Here is a 16,557-nt window from a genome sequence, read left to right on the forward strand (position 1 = left end):
CACGGGGAAGCCGGACTCATCGCCCTCGTTCGCCGCCCAGAAAGTTCCTGCCGTGCAGAACACACCGTTGCGCAAGCGCCCGTTCGACCGGGTCCGCCGGTCCCGCACCTCCGTCGCCGTGCTGGCGACGATGGCGATGCTGCTGTCCTGGTTCGGCACCGCAGGCGCGGTGGCCGACGAGGACACGGAAGCCGGCCCGGTCCTGGGCACGGCGACCCTGCTCAGCATCGACGACGCCGGGGCCCCGGTCGGTGGGACGACCTTCGAGCTGACCGACCCGGCTTCGGGCGAGGTCCGCACCGTCGCCGACGGCGGCGACGACGACGGTGACCCCGCCGACGGCGCCGTGCTGGTCCGGGACCTGCCGGCCGGCTCCTACGTCGCCAGCCTGGCCGTGGCACCCGAGGGCTTCTCGGCACCGGAGACGCCGCAGACGGTCGTGGTGACCGGCACGCAGGCGGACGACATGCTCGAGACGAGCTTCGTGACGCTGCCCCTGCCCAACGCGCCGCCCGCCGGCGAGGAGGATGGGGAGACGCAGGACGAGGCCGTCGTGGAGCAGGACCCGGCGGAGGAGGACGCCGGGGCGGAGGACCCAGCTGGTGAGGAGCCCGCCGAGGAGGAGGCGGCTGTCGAGGAGCCCGCCGCGGAGGACGCTGCGGAGGACGCCGGTGAGAGGGCGGAGTCGGACGAGGAGTCGGCGGAGACCGCGGAGCCCGGCTTCTCGGTGCAGGCCATCCCACCGGGGAACCCGGGCAACAACCAGGCCAAGCTGATCGTGCGCAAGGGTGGCGACCGGGTGGGTGACAGCACCACCGTGACCGGGCTGACCGGCGCCACGTTCCAGTTCTACCGCGTGAACAGCTCGACCGCTCTGACCGGCGGCACCCTCGTCGGGACCTGTACCACCGAGGCGGCTGACAACGGGCAGTGCGGCGTGATCGTGGACCTGCCCAACAACAGCAACTACTTCTACGTGGCCGAGACCTCGACCCCGGCCGGGTGGACCGCACCGGGGACCTGGGGGTCCAGCTCGGACTACGTGCGCTACAACACGGGAAACATCACGAGCGGTGGCCCGGTCGCAAGCCGCACGGTGACCTTGCCGACAGCGCACCAGTACAACGACAACCGGACCTTCCCCGACCTGCGGGACAACCCGCCGATCGTGGAGAAGTGCGGCCTGGACATCGCGCTGATCTTCGACCTGTCCTACTCGGTCAGCGGCAACAGCACCTACTTCCCGCAGTACAAGGCCGCCGGCAAGGGCTTCGTCAGCGCACTCGAGGGCACGCCGTCGCAGATCGCGCTCTACACCTTCGCCTCGGACGCGCCGGCGGGCGGTGCGGCCAACACCACCATGCCGCTGACCTCGGTGGCCAGCAGCGCGGGTGCGAACGCCCTGCGCAGCAAGATCGACGGCTACACCGCGCCGTCCAGCCCCCGCTACTACACCAACTGGGACCTCGGCCTGGCGCAGATCCCGCTGGACACCTATGACGCGGTGATCTTCCTCACCGACGGTGACCCCACCGTGGCGCGGACCCAGGTCAGCGGCGGTTCGAACTCCTCCCTGTTCCACGTCGAGGAGGCCGTCCACTCGGCCAACCGGGTCAAGGCCGATACGCACCTCATCGTGGTCGGCATCGGCGGGTCGGTGAACACCGACGCCGGCAAGAAGCGGCTGAGCATGGTCTCCTCCGACTACCACACGGCCGGCTTCGAGGAGGTCGGCGCGCTGCTCCGGGAGATCGCGCTCGAGCCCTGCCTGGGCAGCCTGACGGTGGTCAAGCAGATCCGGGGGCTCGACGGGCAGCTCACCCCCGGCGTCGACTGGACCTTCTCGACCCCGACCGACGAGGTGACCCCCGCCGAGGGGCAGACCGACGGCAACGGTGCCCTCAACTTCCAGGTCGAGGGCTACAGCGACACCGTCGCCTCCCGTGCGGTGGAGGTCACCGAGACCCAGCAGTCCGGGTACCTCCTGGAGCAGCAGAGTGGCCGCAACGCCAGCTGCACCAACACGGCCACCGGGCAGCCGGTGACGCCGACGAATGCCGGTGACCTCGGCTTCACCGTCAGCGTCCCGCGCGACGGGGCCATCTCCTGCACGGTGATCAACGCCGAGCAGGTCGGTGACCCGACCATCAGCAAGACCGCGACCCCGGCATACGCGGTGGACCACGAGTGGGACATCGACAAGCAGGTCAGTGACGACGACCGGGTCACCTACCCCGAGGGCGGGGACGTCCCGGAGCTGGCGTACACCCTCGAGGTGACCCCCGTCCAGCGGGTCGAGAGCGGCTGGGAAGTGACCGGTGAGATCACCGTCGACAACCCCAACGCGGTGAGCATCCAGGGCCAGCTGGTCGACGCCGTCGACAACGGCGGCACCTGCACCCTGGACGACGGCGGCGCCAGCGTCACCGTCGAGCCCGGGGTCAACACCTTCCCCTACACGTGCACCTACGACTCGGCCCCGGCCCAGTCGGCCGGGCAGAACACCGCCACGCTGACCTGGGACGCCGCGGCCTACCCCGGCACCACCGGCGAGATCACGGCCGTTGAGTCGTTCGACTTCGCCACGGTCGAGCCGGACCCGAACGTCCACGAGACCATCACCGTCGTCGACGACATGGCCGACGACTCGCCGTGGACGATCACCTGGCCGGACGACGGCGAGACCGTCACCGAACTCACCTACAGCGTCCCCGCGACCGGCACGCCGGGTGAGTGCACGACGATCGACAACACCGCGACCATCGTGGAGACCGGCCAGCCCTCCTCGACGACGACGGAGGTGTGCGTCGGGCAGGACCTGAGCGTCACCAAGAACGTCGTCGTCTCGCTCGAGCGCACCTACCTGTGGACCATCCTCAAGGAGGCGGCGGCGACGGTCGTCACCGTCGACCCGGAGACCGGGGAGGCCACCTTCGAGTACACCGTCACGGCCACCCCGGCGGGATACGACGACTCGAACTGGCAGATGCGCGGCGAGATCACGATCGAGAACCCCAACGACTGGCAGGACATCGACGCGACGGTGACCGACGCGGTCAGCATCCCCGGTGCGGTCTGCCTGGTCAACGAGGGTGACAACACCGTCACGGTCGGGGCCGATGATTCCGTCACCCTGCCGTACACCTGCACCATCACCGACATGGACGAGGCCGACTACGACGGCACCAACACCGCCACGGTGACCTGGGACGCCGAGGCCGCGAGCACGCCGACCGGCGAGGACGTCGGCACGGCCGAGTTCACCGAGGAGGACTGGGGCATCACCCCGGTCAACGAGACCGTCGAGGTCTGGGACGACATGACCGACCCGGACAACCCGGTGCTGCTCGGTGAGGCCACCTGGAACGAGGACGGCACACCGTTCACCGAGACCTATACCGTCACCAAGGACGGCGTGCCCGGCGACTGCGTGAGCTTCACCAACGTGGCCTGGATCGAGGAGACCGGCCAGCAGGCCACCGAGGAGGTCACCGCCTGCTCCGACATGGCGCTCACCGTGGTGAAGGACGCGGACGCCACCTTCGACCGGACGTATGAGTGGACGATCGAGAAGTCGGCGGAGGAGACCGAGCTGGTCGTGGACCCGGTGACGGGGCTTGCGACGGCGGTATACCGCGTGGTGGTCGACTCCGACGGTTTCGAGGACGGGTCCTATGAACTGTCCGGCACCATCGAGGTGACCAACGACCTCGGTTTCGGTGACCCGGTGGTCGTCGACGTGACCGATGTGCCGGACGTGGGTGCGGGTGTTACCTGCACGGTGACCGACGGTGAGGGTGTCGAGGTCCCGGCCGGTGAGTCGGTGACCCTGGACTACGTGTGCGACATCCCGGAGGGGACGGTCCCGACCGACGGGACCAACACCGCGACGGTCACCTGGGACGGCGGCTCGGCCACCGGGTCGGCGGACGTGGAGTTCGTCCTGGACGAGGAGTTCGACGACGTCGTCACGGTGGTGGATGACCAGACCACCCCCGGTGAGGAGGTCGAGCTCGGCACGGTGAATGTGCACGAGGACGAGCTGCCGACGACGTTCGAGTACTCCCTGGACCTGGAGGGCACGCTCGGTGAGTGCGTGACCTACGACAACACGGCCACGATCGTGGAGACCGAGCAGCCGGCGGACGCCTCCGTGCAGGTCTGTTCCGAGATCGCGCTCACCGTGGTGAAGGACGCGGACGCGACCTTCGACCGGACGTATGAGTGGGAGATCGAGAAGTCCGTGGACGAGACGGACGTGGTCGTGGACCCGGAGACGGGTGAGGCCACCTTCGGTTACACGGTCGAGGCGGTCCAGGCCGGCTACGACGACTCCGGCTACGAACTCTCCGGCACCATCGAGGTGACCAACCCGCACGAGTTCGGCGCCGTCGTGGTCGACGTGACGGACGTGCCCGACGTGGGCGAGGGTGTCACCTGCACGGTGACCGACGGCGAGGGTGTCGAGGTCCCGGCCGGTGAGACGGTGACCCTGGACTACGTGTGCGACATCCCGGAGGGGACGGTCCCGACGGACGGGACCAACACCGCGACGGTCACCTGGGACGGCGGCTCGGCCACCGGCTCCAGCGACGTCGTCTTCGAGATCGACACCGAGACGGACAAGACGGTCCCGGTGGTCGATGACCAGACCGACCCGGCGAACCCGGTCGAGCTGGGCACGGTCACCTGGGACGTGGACCTGCCGCACGTGTTCACCTACGAGCTGACCCACCAGGGCGTTCCGGGTGAGTGCGTGGACTTCACCAACACCGCGTGGGTCGAGGTCGAGGCGGGCGACAACCCGACCGACTCCGAGACGGTCACGCTGTGCCAGTACGAGGACCTGACGGTGGCCAAGACCGTGGACGCCTCGTTCGCCCGCAACTACGACTGGACGCTGCACAAGAGCGCCGACGAGACCCGTCTGGTGGTCGACCCGGAGACCGGTGAGGCCACGTTCGAGTACACAGTCGTCGCGGATGCCGCCGGCTACCGCGACTCCGGGTGGGCGATGTCGGGCACCATCACGGTGGGCAACCCAAACGTGTTCTCCGCGCTGACGGTGGACGTCGTCGACGACTCCGGCATCGAGGGTGTCGAGTGTGTGGTCGACGGGGGCACCGGCGCGGTCGTGCCGGCCGACGGGTCGCTGCCCCTGACCTACTCCTGCACGATCGAGGAGCTCGGCGAGGACGACTATGAGGGTGTCAACACCGCCACGGTGACGTGGGACAACGGTGAGGACGCCGGTGAGGTCTCGGCCACCGCGCCGATCGAGTTCGTCGAGGACGAGGACGCGGCGGTCGACCGGACCGTCGAGGTGTGGGACGACAAGACCGACCCGGAGAACCCGGTGCTGCTGGGCGAGGCGACCTGGGGCGTGGACACCCTGAAGGAGTTCACCTACGAGCTGACCCACGAGGGCGTTCCGGGGCAGTGCGTGGACTTCACCAACACCGCCTGGCTGGTGGACGACCAGGAGACCGGCGACGACCAGACCGTCACGGTCTGCGTCGAGCAGCCGCTCACCGTGGAGAAGACCGCGGAGGGCAGCTACGACCGGACCTACTTCTGGGGCATCGCGAAGATCGCCGACCGGACCGAGGTCATCGTGGACGAGGCGACCGGTGAGGCGACCTTCGGATACACCGTCACCGCCACGGCCGACGGCTACGACGACAGCGGCCACGAGCTCGGCGGCACCATCACCGTGGGCAACCCCAATGCCTTCGGCGAGCCGTATGTCGTGGACGTCACCGACGTGGTCGACATCGACGGGATCAGCTGCACCGTCACCGACGGTGAGGGCGTCGAGGTCCCGGTCGGTGGGACGGTCACCCTGGACTACACCTGCACCTTCGACGAGGACGGCCCGCAGTTCTACGAGGGCGTCAACACCGCGACCGTCACCTGGGACGGTGGCTCCGCCCAGGGGCAGGCCGCGGTGGTCCTGGAGCTCGACGAGCAGACCGACTACACCGTCGAGGTGTGGGACGACCAGACCGACCCCGAGGCCGACCCGGTCCTGCTGGGCGAGGCGACCTGGGGTGTGGACACCCCGAAGGAGTTCACCTACCTGCTGACCCACGAGGGCGTTCCGGGTGAGTGCGTGGACTTCACGAACACCGCATGGGTCGACCTGACCGAGGGCGAGGACCCGGAGGCGGACGAGACCGTCACGGTCTGTGTCCTGGCGGACCTGGCGGTCGACAAGGAGGTCGAGGCGACCTTCGACCGGACGTATGAGTGGGCGGTCGAGAAGTCCGTGGACGAGACGGACGTGGTCGTGGACCCGGAGACGGGTGAGGCCACCTTCGGTTACACGGTCGAGGCGATCCAGGTCGGCTATGCCGACTCCGGGCACTCGTTGGGCGGCACCATCACGGTGACCAACCCGAACGACTTCGCGCCGGTCGTGGTCGACGTGACCGATGTGCCGGACGTGGGCGAGGGTGTCACCTGCACGGTGACCGACGGTGAGGGTGTCGAGGTCCCGGCCGGTGAGTCGGTGACCCTGGACTACACCTGCGTGGTCCCGGAGGACGTGGACTACGAGGGTTCCAACACCGCGGTGGTGGCCTGGGAGCTGGACGGTGAGCCGTTCGGTGCCGAGGTGACGGTGCCGGTGGTCTTCGAGGTCGATACCGAGACGGACAAGACGGTGCCGGTGGTCGATGACCAGACGGACCCGGAGAACCCGGTCGAGTTGGGCACGGTTACCTGGGATGTGGACCTGCCGCACGTGTTCACCTACGAGCTGACCCACGAGGGCGTTCCGGGTGAGTGCGTGGACTTCACCAACACCGCGTGGGTGGATGTCACGCCCGGTGACGGTGACGGGGCAACCCAGCCCGACGTGATCGACGACGGCGATCCCCGGGACAGCGAGACCGTCACGGTCTGTGTGCTCGAGGACCTCGAGGTGGAGAAGACGGCCGATGCTGCATACGACCGCGAGTACTCCTGGCTGATCGACAAGACCTCCTCGGTCGACTCGGTCGAGGTCGAGGCGGGCGCGGCAGTCGACCTCGACTACCAGGTCACCGCGACCCCGGCAGGGTTCGTGGACTCCGGCCACGAGCTGAGCGGGACCATTACGGTGACCAACCCGAACGACTTCGGCACGGTCGTGGCCGACGTCACCGACGTCCCGGCCGTGGGTGACGGCGTCACCTGCACCGTCGCCGACGGCGAGGGCCTGCAGATCGCCGGCGGCGAGACCGTCACGCTGGACTACTCGTGCAGCCTGCCGGACGACTTCGAGCCGGCAGAGGAATCCAGCAACACGGCCGTGGTGACCTGGGAGGCCGAGGACGGCGCCCTGGACGGCACCTCGGAGAGCACCGTGTGGGTGGACTTCCAGCTGGACGAAGAGGTCAACAAGACGGTCACCGTCGAGGACGACCTGTTCGGCGGCGTGCTGGGCGAGGCGACCTGGAACGAGGAGGGCACCCCGACCGTGTTCGACTACACGATCACGGTGGACGCCCCGGAGACCGGGTGCGCGACGGTCGACAACACCGCGACCATCGTGGAGACCGGCCAGGATGACTCGGCCAGCGTGGAGGTCTGCGCCGAAGAGGTCCCGCCGGTGGACCCGCCCGTTGACCCGGTGGACCCGCCGGTCGACCCGGTGGTCCCGCCGGAGAAGCCGGAGATCCCCACGGGTGCCCCGGAGGCGAGCGGCCCGAACGGCGGCATGATCGCCGCCGGTGCCGGGATGATCGTCCTGGCAGCCCTGCTCGGTGGTGCCTATGTCCTGCGCCGTCGGGGCGAGGGAACCGGCAGCAACTGACGCCGTCACCGTAGGAGGGGCGGGTCGCAGCAGCACCATGCGGCCCGCTCCTCCCGCGTACAGTTGCCGAGGGAGGAGCAGATGAAGGTCCGGAGCGTCCTGGTGGGGCTGGTCGTCCTCGCGCTGCTGGCCGCGGGCGGTCTCCTCGTGTGGCGCGGCCTCGCGGAACAGCCACCGGAGGCGACCCCGACGCCGTCCGAGGAGTTCACCATCACGGCCGAGCAGGCCCGGGAGCTCGCTCTCGGCGCCGCGGCGGACGGTGACTTGTTCCGGATCCCGGAGGGGGAGGACTTCGGACCATACGTCCGGACCGAGCCGGTGCCGACGCCACCGGACGGGGGGACAGCATCCGCGGACTGGAGCGGCCGGCTGCAGATCCCCTCGATCATGGTCGATGCGCCGATCATCGACGAGGGCGTCACCCCGCAGAACACGATGTCCCTGCCGGACGACCTGTCCCTGGTCGGCCGGCTCGAGACGACCGCACCCCTGGAAGCCGCCGAGGGGGTCACCCTGCTGGCCGGACACGTCACCTGGCGCGGTGACCACGGTGCCCTGTACTTCCTCGGCGAGGTCGGGCCGGGGGCCCGGGTCGACACCTGGGACGAGCAGGGTGAGCGCACGACCTGGGCCGTCTCCTCGGTGGAGCTGTTCGACAAGCAGGCGTTGCCGGACCGGCTGTTCACCCCAGACGGTGAGCGGCGCCTGGTCCTGGTGACCTGCGGCGGTCCGATCATCCAGCTGGGCGGAGGCGACTGGACCCACGAGTCCAACATCGTCGTGACGGCGGTGCCAGTCGACAGTGCGGCCTCGACGGCTCGATGAGGGCATAGCCGCGCACGTCCCGTAGACTGCTCCGCAGACCCCCCGTGTGGTGGTACCTCACTGAACTCCCCCAGGGCAGGAATGCAGCAAGGGCAGGTGAGCTCTTCCAGGTACGCGGGGGGTCCTTCCCGTCCGTGACCGGACCGTGACCCGACCGAGGGAACCGCACGGCATACGACCGCCGTCGCAGACACATGAACAAGCGGATGATGGCAGCGCTGTTGGTGGTGGGGCTCGGAGCCACAGCGTGCTCAGGGGATACCGAGCCACCGGTCGGGCCGGGCGGTGACCAGGGCGGAACCACGACCGAGGGTCCGGCCGACACCAGCCGTGCCCGGGACTTCTACGACAACTACGAAGAGGACCGTGAGGCGGACGGCGCAGGAGCCATGCCGAACGCGGCCCCGACCGGCGCGGGCGGCGCCATGGACGCGGGGGCACCTGACGTCTCCGAGCCGCTGCCGGTGCCACCCGGGCCGCCGGGCCCGTTCGATGACAACAGGTTCGAGGACGTCGGAGACGCCCCGTGGGTGGAGACCGCGGAGGCGCCCGAGTCGACCTTCGCCCTGGACGTCGACACCGGGTCGTTCAGCGTGGCGCAGGGATTCCTGGACCAGGGGACCCGGCCCGACCCCGACTCGATCCGGGTGGAGGAGTGGGTGAACGCGTTCGGCTACGGCGACGCCCCGCCCGACGACGGTGCGATCGGGCTCACCGTGGAGAGCGGGGCAGCCCCCCGGGCGGAGGACGGCACGGCGCTCGTCCGGGTCGGCGTGAGCACCCAGGAGATCAGCGACGAGGAGCGTCCGCCGGCCAACATCACCTTCGTGATCGACACCTCGGGCTCGATGGACCTGCAGGACCGGCTGGGCCTGGTCAAGGCCTCCCTGGCGCTGCTGGTGGAGAGCCTGCGGCCGGACGACACCATCTCGATCGTCACCTACGGCGACTCGGCCGAGCCGGTGCTCGAACCCACGTCGGTGTCCGACGCCGGGCGGATCCTGAACGCGATCGAGGACCTGCAGCCGGGCGGCAGCACCAACATGGAGTCCGGCCTCCGGATGGGCTACTCCCAGGCCCGGGAGGGCCTGCGCGAGGACGGCATCAACGTGGTGGTGCTCGCCTCCGACGGCGTCGCGAACGTCGGGCTCACCGACGCCGACGGTCTCACCCAGGAGATCACCCAGGCCGGGGAGGACGGCATCCACCTGGTGACCGTCGGCTACGGGATGGGCAACTACAACGACACGCTGATGGAGCAGCTGGCCAACCGCGGCGATGGGTTCTACAGCTACATCGACACCTTTGAGGAGGCGGAGCGGCTGTTCGTCGAGGAACTCACCCCGACGCTGACCGTGGTCGCCGCCGACAGCAAGGCCCAGGTCGTCTTCGACGAGGAGCAGGTGGCCCGCTACCGGTTGATCGGCTACCAGAACCGTGGCCTGGAGACCGAGGACTTCCTGGACGACACGGTGGACGCCGGCGAGCTCGGCGCCGGGCACCAGGTGAGCGCGCTGTATGAGGTGGTGCCGGCGACCGAGGTCGACCCCGGCTCCTCCCTGGGCACCGTGAGCCTGCGGTGGCGGGCCCCAGACAGCGGCGTCAACGAGCAACTGGACGCCGACATCCTGTGGCCGGAGGCCGGGGAGTCGACCGACTCGCTGCTGCTGGCCGGGCTGGTCGCCGACACGGCCGAACTGCTCAAGGGCAACTCGGTCGCCACCGAGCGCGGCCTGACCCTGGAGGACTTGGCGGAGCAGGCCCGGACGCTCGCGGACCGCGACGTGCAGGGCGCCGACGAGATACTGAAGTTCATCCAGCGGGCGCAGGAACTGCCGCCGGCTCCCGAGGGTGGCGAGGACGACTGGCAGGACTGAGGAGGTCCGGCCGCGTCCGGCCACGCCCACTGGTAGACGGTTCGGGGCACTGGTAGCACGTTCGAACGTGCTACCAGTGCCCCTAACGTTCTCCTAGTCGCGGACGGCTTCGGCTCAGGGGCGGTGCCGGGCCGGTGGCTCAGGGCTCGAGCAGCACCTTGATCGCGCGTCGCTCGTCCATCGCGGTGTAGGCGTCGGCGACCTGCTCCAGCGGCAGGGTCAGGTCGAAGACCTTGCCCGGCTCGATGCCACCGGCCAGCACGCCGTCCCGCAGCTGCTCCAGGTAGTCCCGGACCGGGGCGACCCCGCCGGCCAGCCCTACGTTGCGGCGGAACATGGTGGTGATCGGCGCCTCCGCGCCGTGCGGGACGCCGACGAAGCCGACCGTGGACCCGGGACGGGCGCAGCCGAAGGCCTGCTCCATCGCCGGGCCGGTGCCGACGCACTCGAGCACCGCGTCGGCCCCCACCCCGTCGGTGAGCTCGAGGACGGCGGCAATGCCGTCCTCACCGCGTTCGGCGACGACGTCGGTCGCCCCGAACTCGCGGGCGAGGGCCTGGCGGCTCTCGTGCCGGGACATCGCCACGACCCGCTCGGCGCCCATCCGGGACGCGGCGAGCACGCCGCACAGGCCCACGGCCCCGTCACCGACGACCACGACCGTGTGACCCGGCTGCACCCCGGCGCTCACCGCGGCGTGCCAGCCGGTGCCCATCACGTCGGAGCAGGCCAGCAGCGACGGGACCAGCGCGTCGTCCGGGACCTCGGGCGTCGCGACGAGGGTGCCGTCGGCCAGCGGGACCCGGACGTACTCGCCCTGCCCGCCGTCGACCGGGTGGCCGTCCCGGTCGGGGCCTCCCCAGCCACCGCCGTGGGCGCAGACGGACTGCATACCGACCCGGCAGTGCGGGCAGGTGTTGTCCGAGTAGAGGAAGGGGGCGATCACGAACTGGCCCGTGCGCAGGGAGGTGACCTCCTTGCCGACCTCCTCCACGATGCCGACGAACTCGTGCCCGATCCGGCGGGGCCGGCTGACCTTGCTGACACCGCGGTAGGGCCACAGGTCGGACCCGCAGACGCAGCTGGCGGTGACCCGCACGAGTGCGTCGGTGGGGGCGATGATGCCCGGGTCGGGGACGTCTTCGACGCGGATGTCGCCGGGGGCGTGGATGAGGGTGGCTCGCATGGCCCTATTGTGCCGGGCGAGCGCTGTCGGTCGATGGGCCCGGGTGGCAGGATGGGCGCGACGTCGCGAGAGAGGACCCTTATGACCTTCCACGTGGGCTCCGAGGTGGGCCGGCTCCGCCAGGTGATCGTGCACCGGCCGGGGCTGGAGATGCACCGTCTGACGCCGGAGAACAAGGAGCGGTACCTCTACGACGAGATCCTCTGGGTCGAGCGTGCCCAGGAGGAGCACGACGAGTTCGTGCAGGTGCTGGAGAGCCGGGGGGTCACGGTCTACCTGTTCGACCGTCTCCTGGAGGAGGTCCTGGCGATCCCCGAGGCGCGTGCCCGGATCCTGGAGCAGTCCCTGGACGAGCGTCACGTCGGGCCGCTGGCCGCCGAGCAGCTCCACGCGATGTTCGACGGGATGGACGACCAGGAGCTCACCTCCCACCTGATCGGGGGCATCACCAAGGCCGAGGTGCTCGAGCGGATCCCCGCCCCGAACTCCGTGGTCATCGACCAGCTGGCCGGCCACGACTCGCTGCTGGCGCCGCTGCCCAACCACCTGTTCACCCGGGACACCTCCGCCTGGCTGTACGGCGGCGTCGCCGTCAACTCGATGCACAAGAAGGCCCGGCGCCGGGAGACCGTGCACTACGAGGCGATCTACCGGCACCACCCGATGTTCGCCGGCGCCGACTTCTCCTGGTGGGCCGAGGGCGTCGAGGACGGGCCGGCCACCGCCGAGGGCGGCGACATCCTGGTGCCCGGCAACGGGACCGTCCTGGTCGGGATGAGCGAGCGCACCACCTCCCAGGGAGTCGAACGCCTCGCCCGCCGGTTACTGGCCAGCGGCCAGGCGGAGCGGATCGTCGCGCTGGACATGCCGAAGGCGCGGGCGCTGATGCACCTGGACACCGTCATGACGATGGTCGACCGGGGGACCTTCACCCGTTACCTGGGGCTGCCGGACCTGCCCTCCTGGACCATCACCGCCGCCGACGGGGCCGCGGCCGGGGAGGACCCCGCGGGGGTCGACCTGCAGGTGGAGGCCCACCCCGCCGAGCAGATGGAGCAGGTGATCGCGCAGTCCCTGGGGCTGGACGAGATCACCATCCTGGCCGCCGACCAGGACCCACGGGGCGCGGCGCGCGAGCAGTGGGACGACGGCTGCAACCTGTTGGCCATCGAGCCCAACGTGGTCGTCGCCTACCAGCGCAACACGCTCACCAACGACTACCTGCGGGGCAAGGGCGTGGAGGTGCTGGAGATCTCCGGGAGCGAGCTCGGCCGCGGCCGCGGTGGACCCCGGTGCATGTCCTGCCCGATCGAGCGCGACCCGCTCGGCGACTGAGCCGTGCCACCGCGTCGCCGCGTCGCCGTCGCGGACGGGGAGCAGGCCCTGGCCGTATGGCGTGCCGCCGGTGCCGAGGCGCCCCGCCAGGAGCTCGCCACCGCCGTGCGCTACCTCCTGGAGGAGCTGTCGGTGCGCTCCCCGGGCCGGTCGGTCGAGGTGCGGGTGCCGCCGTACGGCGCGGTGCAGTGCATCGAGGGGCCCCGGCACACCCGTGGCACCCCGTCCAACGTGATCGAGACCGACCCGCAGACCTGGCTGGCGCTGGCCACCGGGGCCACCACCTGGGGTGACGCCGTGGGGTCCGGAGCCGTCCGGGCCAGCGGCGGACGGGCCGACCTCACGGCCTACCTGCCCCTCACCGACTGACCGGATCGCCCGCTGACGCGTCCGGTGGCGCACTGGGGCCGCCCGCTCGCACGTCCGGTGGGGTCCTGGGGCCGCCCGCTCACGCGTCCGGTCGGGGGTGGGGGCGGGTGCGCCAGGAGGTACCGTGGGAGGGTGAGCGAGCAGCAGGAGCGGGAGGTCGGCATCCCCGTCGACGAGGTCCCCCGGGGGACGCGGGGCGAGCGTCCGCTCCGGCGGCCCCGGCTGGTGCCGTTCCTGGCGACCGGCGCGCTGCTGGGGTCCTTCCTGGGGTTGCTGCTGGTCGTCTTCGGCACCGAGGTCGAGGATGTGAGCATCGGGCGGGAGACGATCATCCTGGGCGGCATGGGGGCGCTGCTCGGCGGGCTGGTGGGGGCCATCGCCTACCTGGTGGCCGAACGGGTCATCACCCGCTGAGCGGCTGTGGGAGGATTGTCCCGTGGCACGCGGTGACGGACGGCTTTCGCACGATCTGCTTCCCGACGAGAAGGGCCCGCAGGACGCCTGCGGGGTCTTCGGGGTCTGGGCACCCGGGGAAGAGGTCGCCAAACTCGCCTACTACGGGCTCTATGCGCTGCAGCACCGGGGACAGGAGGCAGCCGGGATCGCGGCCAGCGACGGACACTCGCTGCTGGTCTACAAGGATGTCGGCCTGGTCTCCCAGGTCTTCGACGAGTCCAGCCTGGCCTCGCTGCGCGGGCACCTGGCGGTGGGCCACTGCCGGTACTCCACCACGGGCCGCAACTCCTGGGAGAACGCCCAGCCGACGCTCGGCGGCACTTCCCACGGCACGGTCGCCCTGGCCCACAACGGCAACCTGACCAACTCGGCGGAGCTGCGCGAGGAGTTGTCCCGCGCGCACGGCGGCGATCTGCGGCTGGCGCCGGGTGAGGTGCGCCGCGGCAACACCACCGACACCGCCCTGATCACCGGCCTGTTGTCCGCCGAGGAAGACCTGTCGCTGGAGGCCGCGGCGATGAAGGTGCTGCCGATGCTGCGGGGCGCCTTCTCCCTGGTCTTCTGCGACGAGCAGACGCTGTATGCCGCGCGCGACCCGCAGGGGGTCCGTCCCCTGGTGCTGGGCAGGCTGGAGCGCGGCTGGGTGGTGGCCTCCGAGACGGCCGCCCTGGACATCGTCGGCGCCAGCGTCGTGCGCGAGGTGGAGCCGGGCGAGCTGATCGCGATCGACGAGGACGGGCTGCGCACCCAGCAGTTCGCCCCGCCGGTCCGCAAGGGCTGCGTCTTCGAGTACGTCTACCTGGCCCGGCCGGACACCACCCTGAACGGCCGGGAGGTCTACGCCTCCCGGGTGGAGATGGGCCGGCAACTGGCCCGGGAGCACCCGGTCGAGGCGGACATGGTGATGCCGACCCCGGAGTCGGGCACGCCGGCCGCGATCGGCTACGCCGAGCAGTCCGGGATCCCCTACGGCCAGGGCCTGGTGAAGAACGCCTACGTCGGGCGCACCTTCATCGCCCCGAGCCAGACCATCCGGCAGCTCGGCATCCGGCTCAAGCTGAACCCGTTGCGGGACGTCATCAAGGGCAAGCGCCTCGTGGTGGTCGACGACTCGATCGTGCGCGGCAACACCCAGCGGGCGCTGGTGCGGATGTTGCGCGAGGCCGGGGCCGCCGAGGTGCACGTGCGCATCTCCTCCCCGCCGGTGCGCTGGCCCTGCTTCTACGGCATCGACTTCGCCACCCGCGCCGAGCTCATCGCGACCGGGCTGGACGTCGCCGACATCACCGCCTCGATCGGCGCCGACAGCCTGGGCTACATCAGCCAGGAGGGGATGGTCGCGGCCACCGAGCAGCCCCCCGAGACGCTGTGCACCGCGTGTTTCTCGGGGGTCTACCCGATCGAGTTGCCCGCGGAGGACAAGCTGGGCAAGGACGTCCTCGAGCTGGAGTTCTCCGCCCGCACCTGAGCCCCCTTCACTTCGCGCGTCCGCAGCCGCCCCACAGCGTCGGCGTGGACCCGCACCGCACCGACAGCCTGCACGAGGAGACCGGATGACCGACCAGCCGATCACGTATGCCGCTGCGGGGGTGGACGTCGCCGCGGGCGACCGCGCGGTGGACCTGATGAAGTCCGCCGTGGCCCGTGCCCAGCGACCTGAGGTCCTCGGGGGGCTCGGTGGCTTCGCCGGTCTGTTTGACGCCTCGGCACTCACCGGCATGGACCGGCCGGTGCTGGCCACGAGCACCGACGGGGTGGGCACCAAGCTGGCGATCGCCCGTGCCATGGACGTGCACGACACGGTCGGGATCGACCTGGTCGGGATGGTCGTCGACGACATCGTGGTCAGCGGCGCCGAGCCGCTGTTCATGACCGACTACATCGCCTGCGGCAAGGTCGTGCCCGAGCGGATCGCGGCGGTCGTCAGCGGCATCGCCCGCGGCTGCGAGCTGGCCGGGGTGGCCCTGGTCGGCGGCGAGACCGCGGAGCACCCGGGCCTGATGGACGACGACGAGTACGACATCGCCGGTGCCGCGACCGGGGTCGTCGAGCACGACCGGATCCTCGGCCCGCACCGGGTCCAGGACGGTGACGTCGTGCTCGCCCTGGCCTCCTCGGGGCTGCACTCCAACGGCTACTCCCTGGTGCGGCGGGTCGTCGCCGCAGCCGGGTGGGACTGGGACCGGCAGGTCGAGGAGCTGGGTCGCACCCTGGGCGAGGAGGCGCTGGAACCCACCCGGATCTACACCCGCCTGCTGCTCGACATGATCGGGGAGCCGACCGCCGACGGGGAGCGGGTGCACGCGCTGTCGCACGTCACGGGCGGCGGCCTGGCCGCCAACCTTGCCCGGGTCCTGCCGCAGGGCCTGACCGCGACCGTCGACCGGTCGACCTGGACCCCACCCCCGGTCTTCTCGGTGGTCCAGTCCCTGGGCGCGGTCCCACGGGACGACCTGGAGCGAACGCTCAACATGGGGGTCGGCTTCGTCGCGGTGCTGCCGGCCGACCTGGTCGACGCGGCCACCGGCGTCTGTCGAGCCGCTGGGGTCCCCGCGTGGGTCCTGGGCGAGGTGACCTCCGCCACCGACGCGGACGGGCCCGACACCGTCCAGGGCGCCAAGGGCGTCGACGGCGGCAGCGTCCGGATGGTCGGGGAGCACCCCGCCGGCTGACCCCGTTGGTCCTCAGCCGGGTGGCCCGCCGGTAGCCCC

General features: G+C 70.7%; 9 protein-coding genes and 1 other RNA gene. 9 read left to right on the forward strand and 1 reads right to left on the reverse strand.

Translation table 11 applies throughout. The features are described 5' to 3' along the window. Positions 1-52 precede the first annotated feature (52 nt). The 4 genes from FB467_RS18415 (at position 53) to FB467_RS03805 (ending at position 10,500) form a co-directional block, all read left to right on the forward strand. A complete protein-coding gene (locus tag FB467_RS18415; protein ID WP_153390315.1) occupies positions 53-7,798 on the forward strand; it encodes a vWA domain-containing protein in 7,746 nt (2,581 codons plus the stop codon). A gap of 81 nt (positions 7,799-7,879) precedes the next feature. Then, the gene (locus FB467_RS03795) at positions 7,880-8,623 is read left to right on the forward strand and encodes a class F sortase (protein ID WP_141783906.1); all 744 of its coding nucleotides are present in this window, start codon (positions 7,880-7,882) and stop codon (positions 8,621-8,623) included. Positions 8,624-8,656: 33 nt separating this feature from the next. Beyond that, positions 8,657-8,753: signal recognition particle sRNA small type (gene ffs / locus FB467_RS03800), an RNA gene on the forward strand. A gap of 79 nt (positions 8,754-8,832) precedes the next feature. After that, a complete protein-coding gene (locus FB467_RS03805; RefSeq protein WP_170230551.1) occupies positions 8,833-10,500 on the forward strand; it encodes a vWA domain-containing protein in 1,668 nt (555 codons plus the stop codon). Between the two features lie 139 nt (positions 10,501-10,639). Here FB467_RS03805 and FB467_RS03810 read toward each other — a convergent pair whose 3' ends face one another. Further along, positions 10,640-11,686 carry a zinc-dependent alcohol dehydrogenase family protein gene (locus tag FB467_RS03810; RefSeq protein ID WP_141783908.1) on the reverse strand — a complete coding sequence of 349 codons (1,047 nt, stop codon included), beginning with the start codon at positions 11,684-11,686 and terminating at the stop codon, positions 10,640-10,642. Positions 11,687-11,767: 81 nt separating this feature from the next. On the opposite strand from FB467_RS03810, the gene FB467_RS03815 reads away from it, so the two are divergent. The 5 genes from FB467_RS03815 to purM all read left to right on the forward strand — a co-directional run bounded on the left by FB467_RS03815 (position 11,768) and on the right by purM (position 16,518). Then, positions 11,768-13,021, forward strand: coding sequence for an arginine deiminase (locus FB467_RS03815; RefSeq protein WP_141783909.1), 1,254 nt, complete (start codon positions 11,768-11,770; stop codon positions 13,019-13,021). Positions 13,022-13,024: 3 nt separating this feature from the next. Next, positions 13,025-13,390, forward strand: coding sequence for a sterol carrier family protein (locus tag FB467_RS03820; RefSeq protein WP_141783910.1), 366 nt, complete (start codon positions 13,025-13,027; stop codon positions 13,388-13,390). A 132-nt stretch (positions 13,391-13,522) separates the two neighbouring features. Then, entirely contained in the window at positions 13,523-13,804 is a 282-nt protein-coding gene (locus tag FB467_RS03825) for a hypothetical protein (RefSeq protein WP_141783911.1), read from the forward strand. A 22-nt stretch (positions 13,805-13,826) separates the two neighbouring features. Beyond that, positions 13,827-15,314, forward strand: coding sequence for an amidophosphoribosyltransferase (purF, locus tag FB467_RS03830; protein ID WP_141783912.1), 1,488 nt, complete (start codon positions 13,827-13,829; stop codon positions 15,312-15,314). A gap of 85 nt (positions 15,315-15,399) precedes the next feature. Beyond that, positions 15,400-16,518, forward strand: coding sequence for a phosphoribosylformylglycinamidine cyclo-ligase (gene purM / locus FB467_RS03835; protein WP_141783913.1), 1,119 nt, complete (start codon positions 15,400-15,402; stop codon positions 16,516-16,518). The last annotated feature ends 39 nt before the right edge of the window (positions 16,519-16,557 follow it).

It is taken from the genome of Ornithinicoccus hortensis, from assembly GCF_006716185.1.
In the GTDB taxonomy this organism is placed as follows: Bacteria; Actinomycetota; Actinomycetes; order Actinomycetales; family Dermatophilaceae; genus Ornithinicoccus; species Ornithinicoccus hortensis.

What these genes read in the sequence shown, in the direction of transcription:
- purM (WP_141783913.1), top strand. Translation starts at nt 15,400, where the DNA reads ATGACCGACCAGCCGATCACGTATGCCGCTGCGGGGGTGGACGTCGCC.
- FB467_RS03795 (WP_141783906.1), top strand. Translation starts at nt 7,880, where the DNA reads ATGAAGGTCCGGAGCGTCCTGGTGGGGCTGGTCGTCCTCGCGCTGCTG.
- FB467_RS03815 (WP_141783909.1), top strand. Translation starts at nt 11,768, where the DNA reads ATGACCTTCCACGTGGGCTCCGAGGTGGGCCGGCTCCGCCAGGTGATC.
- FB467_RS03810 (WP_141783908.1), bottom strand. Translation starts at nt 11,686, where the DNA reads ATGCGAGCCACCCTCATCCACGCCCCCGGCGACATCCGCGTCGAAGAC.
- FB467_RS03805 (WP_170230551.1), top strand. Translation starts at nt 8,833, where the DNA reads ATGGCAGCGCTGTTGGTGGTGGGGCTCGGAGCCACAGCGTGCTCAGGG.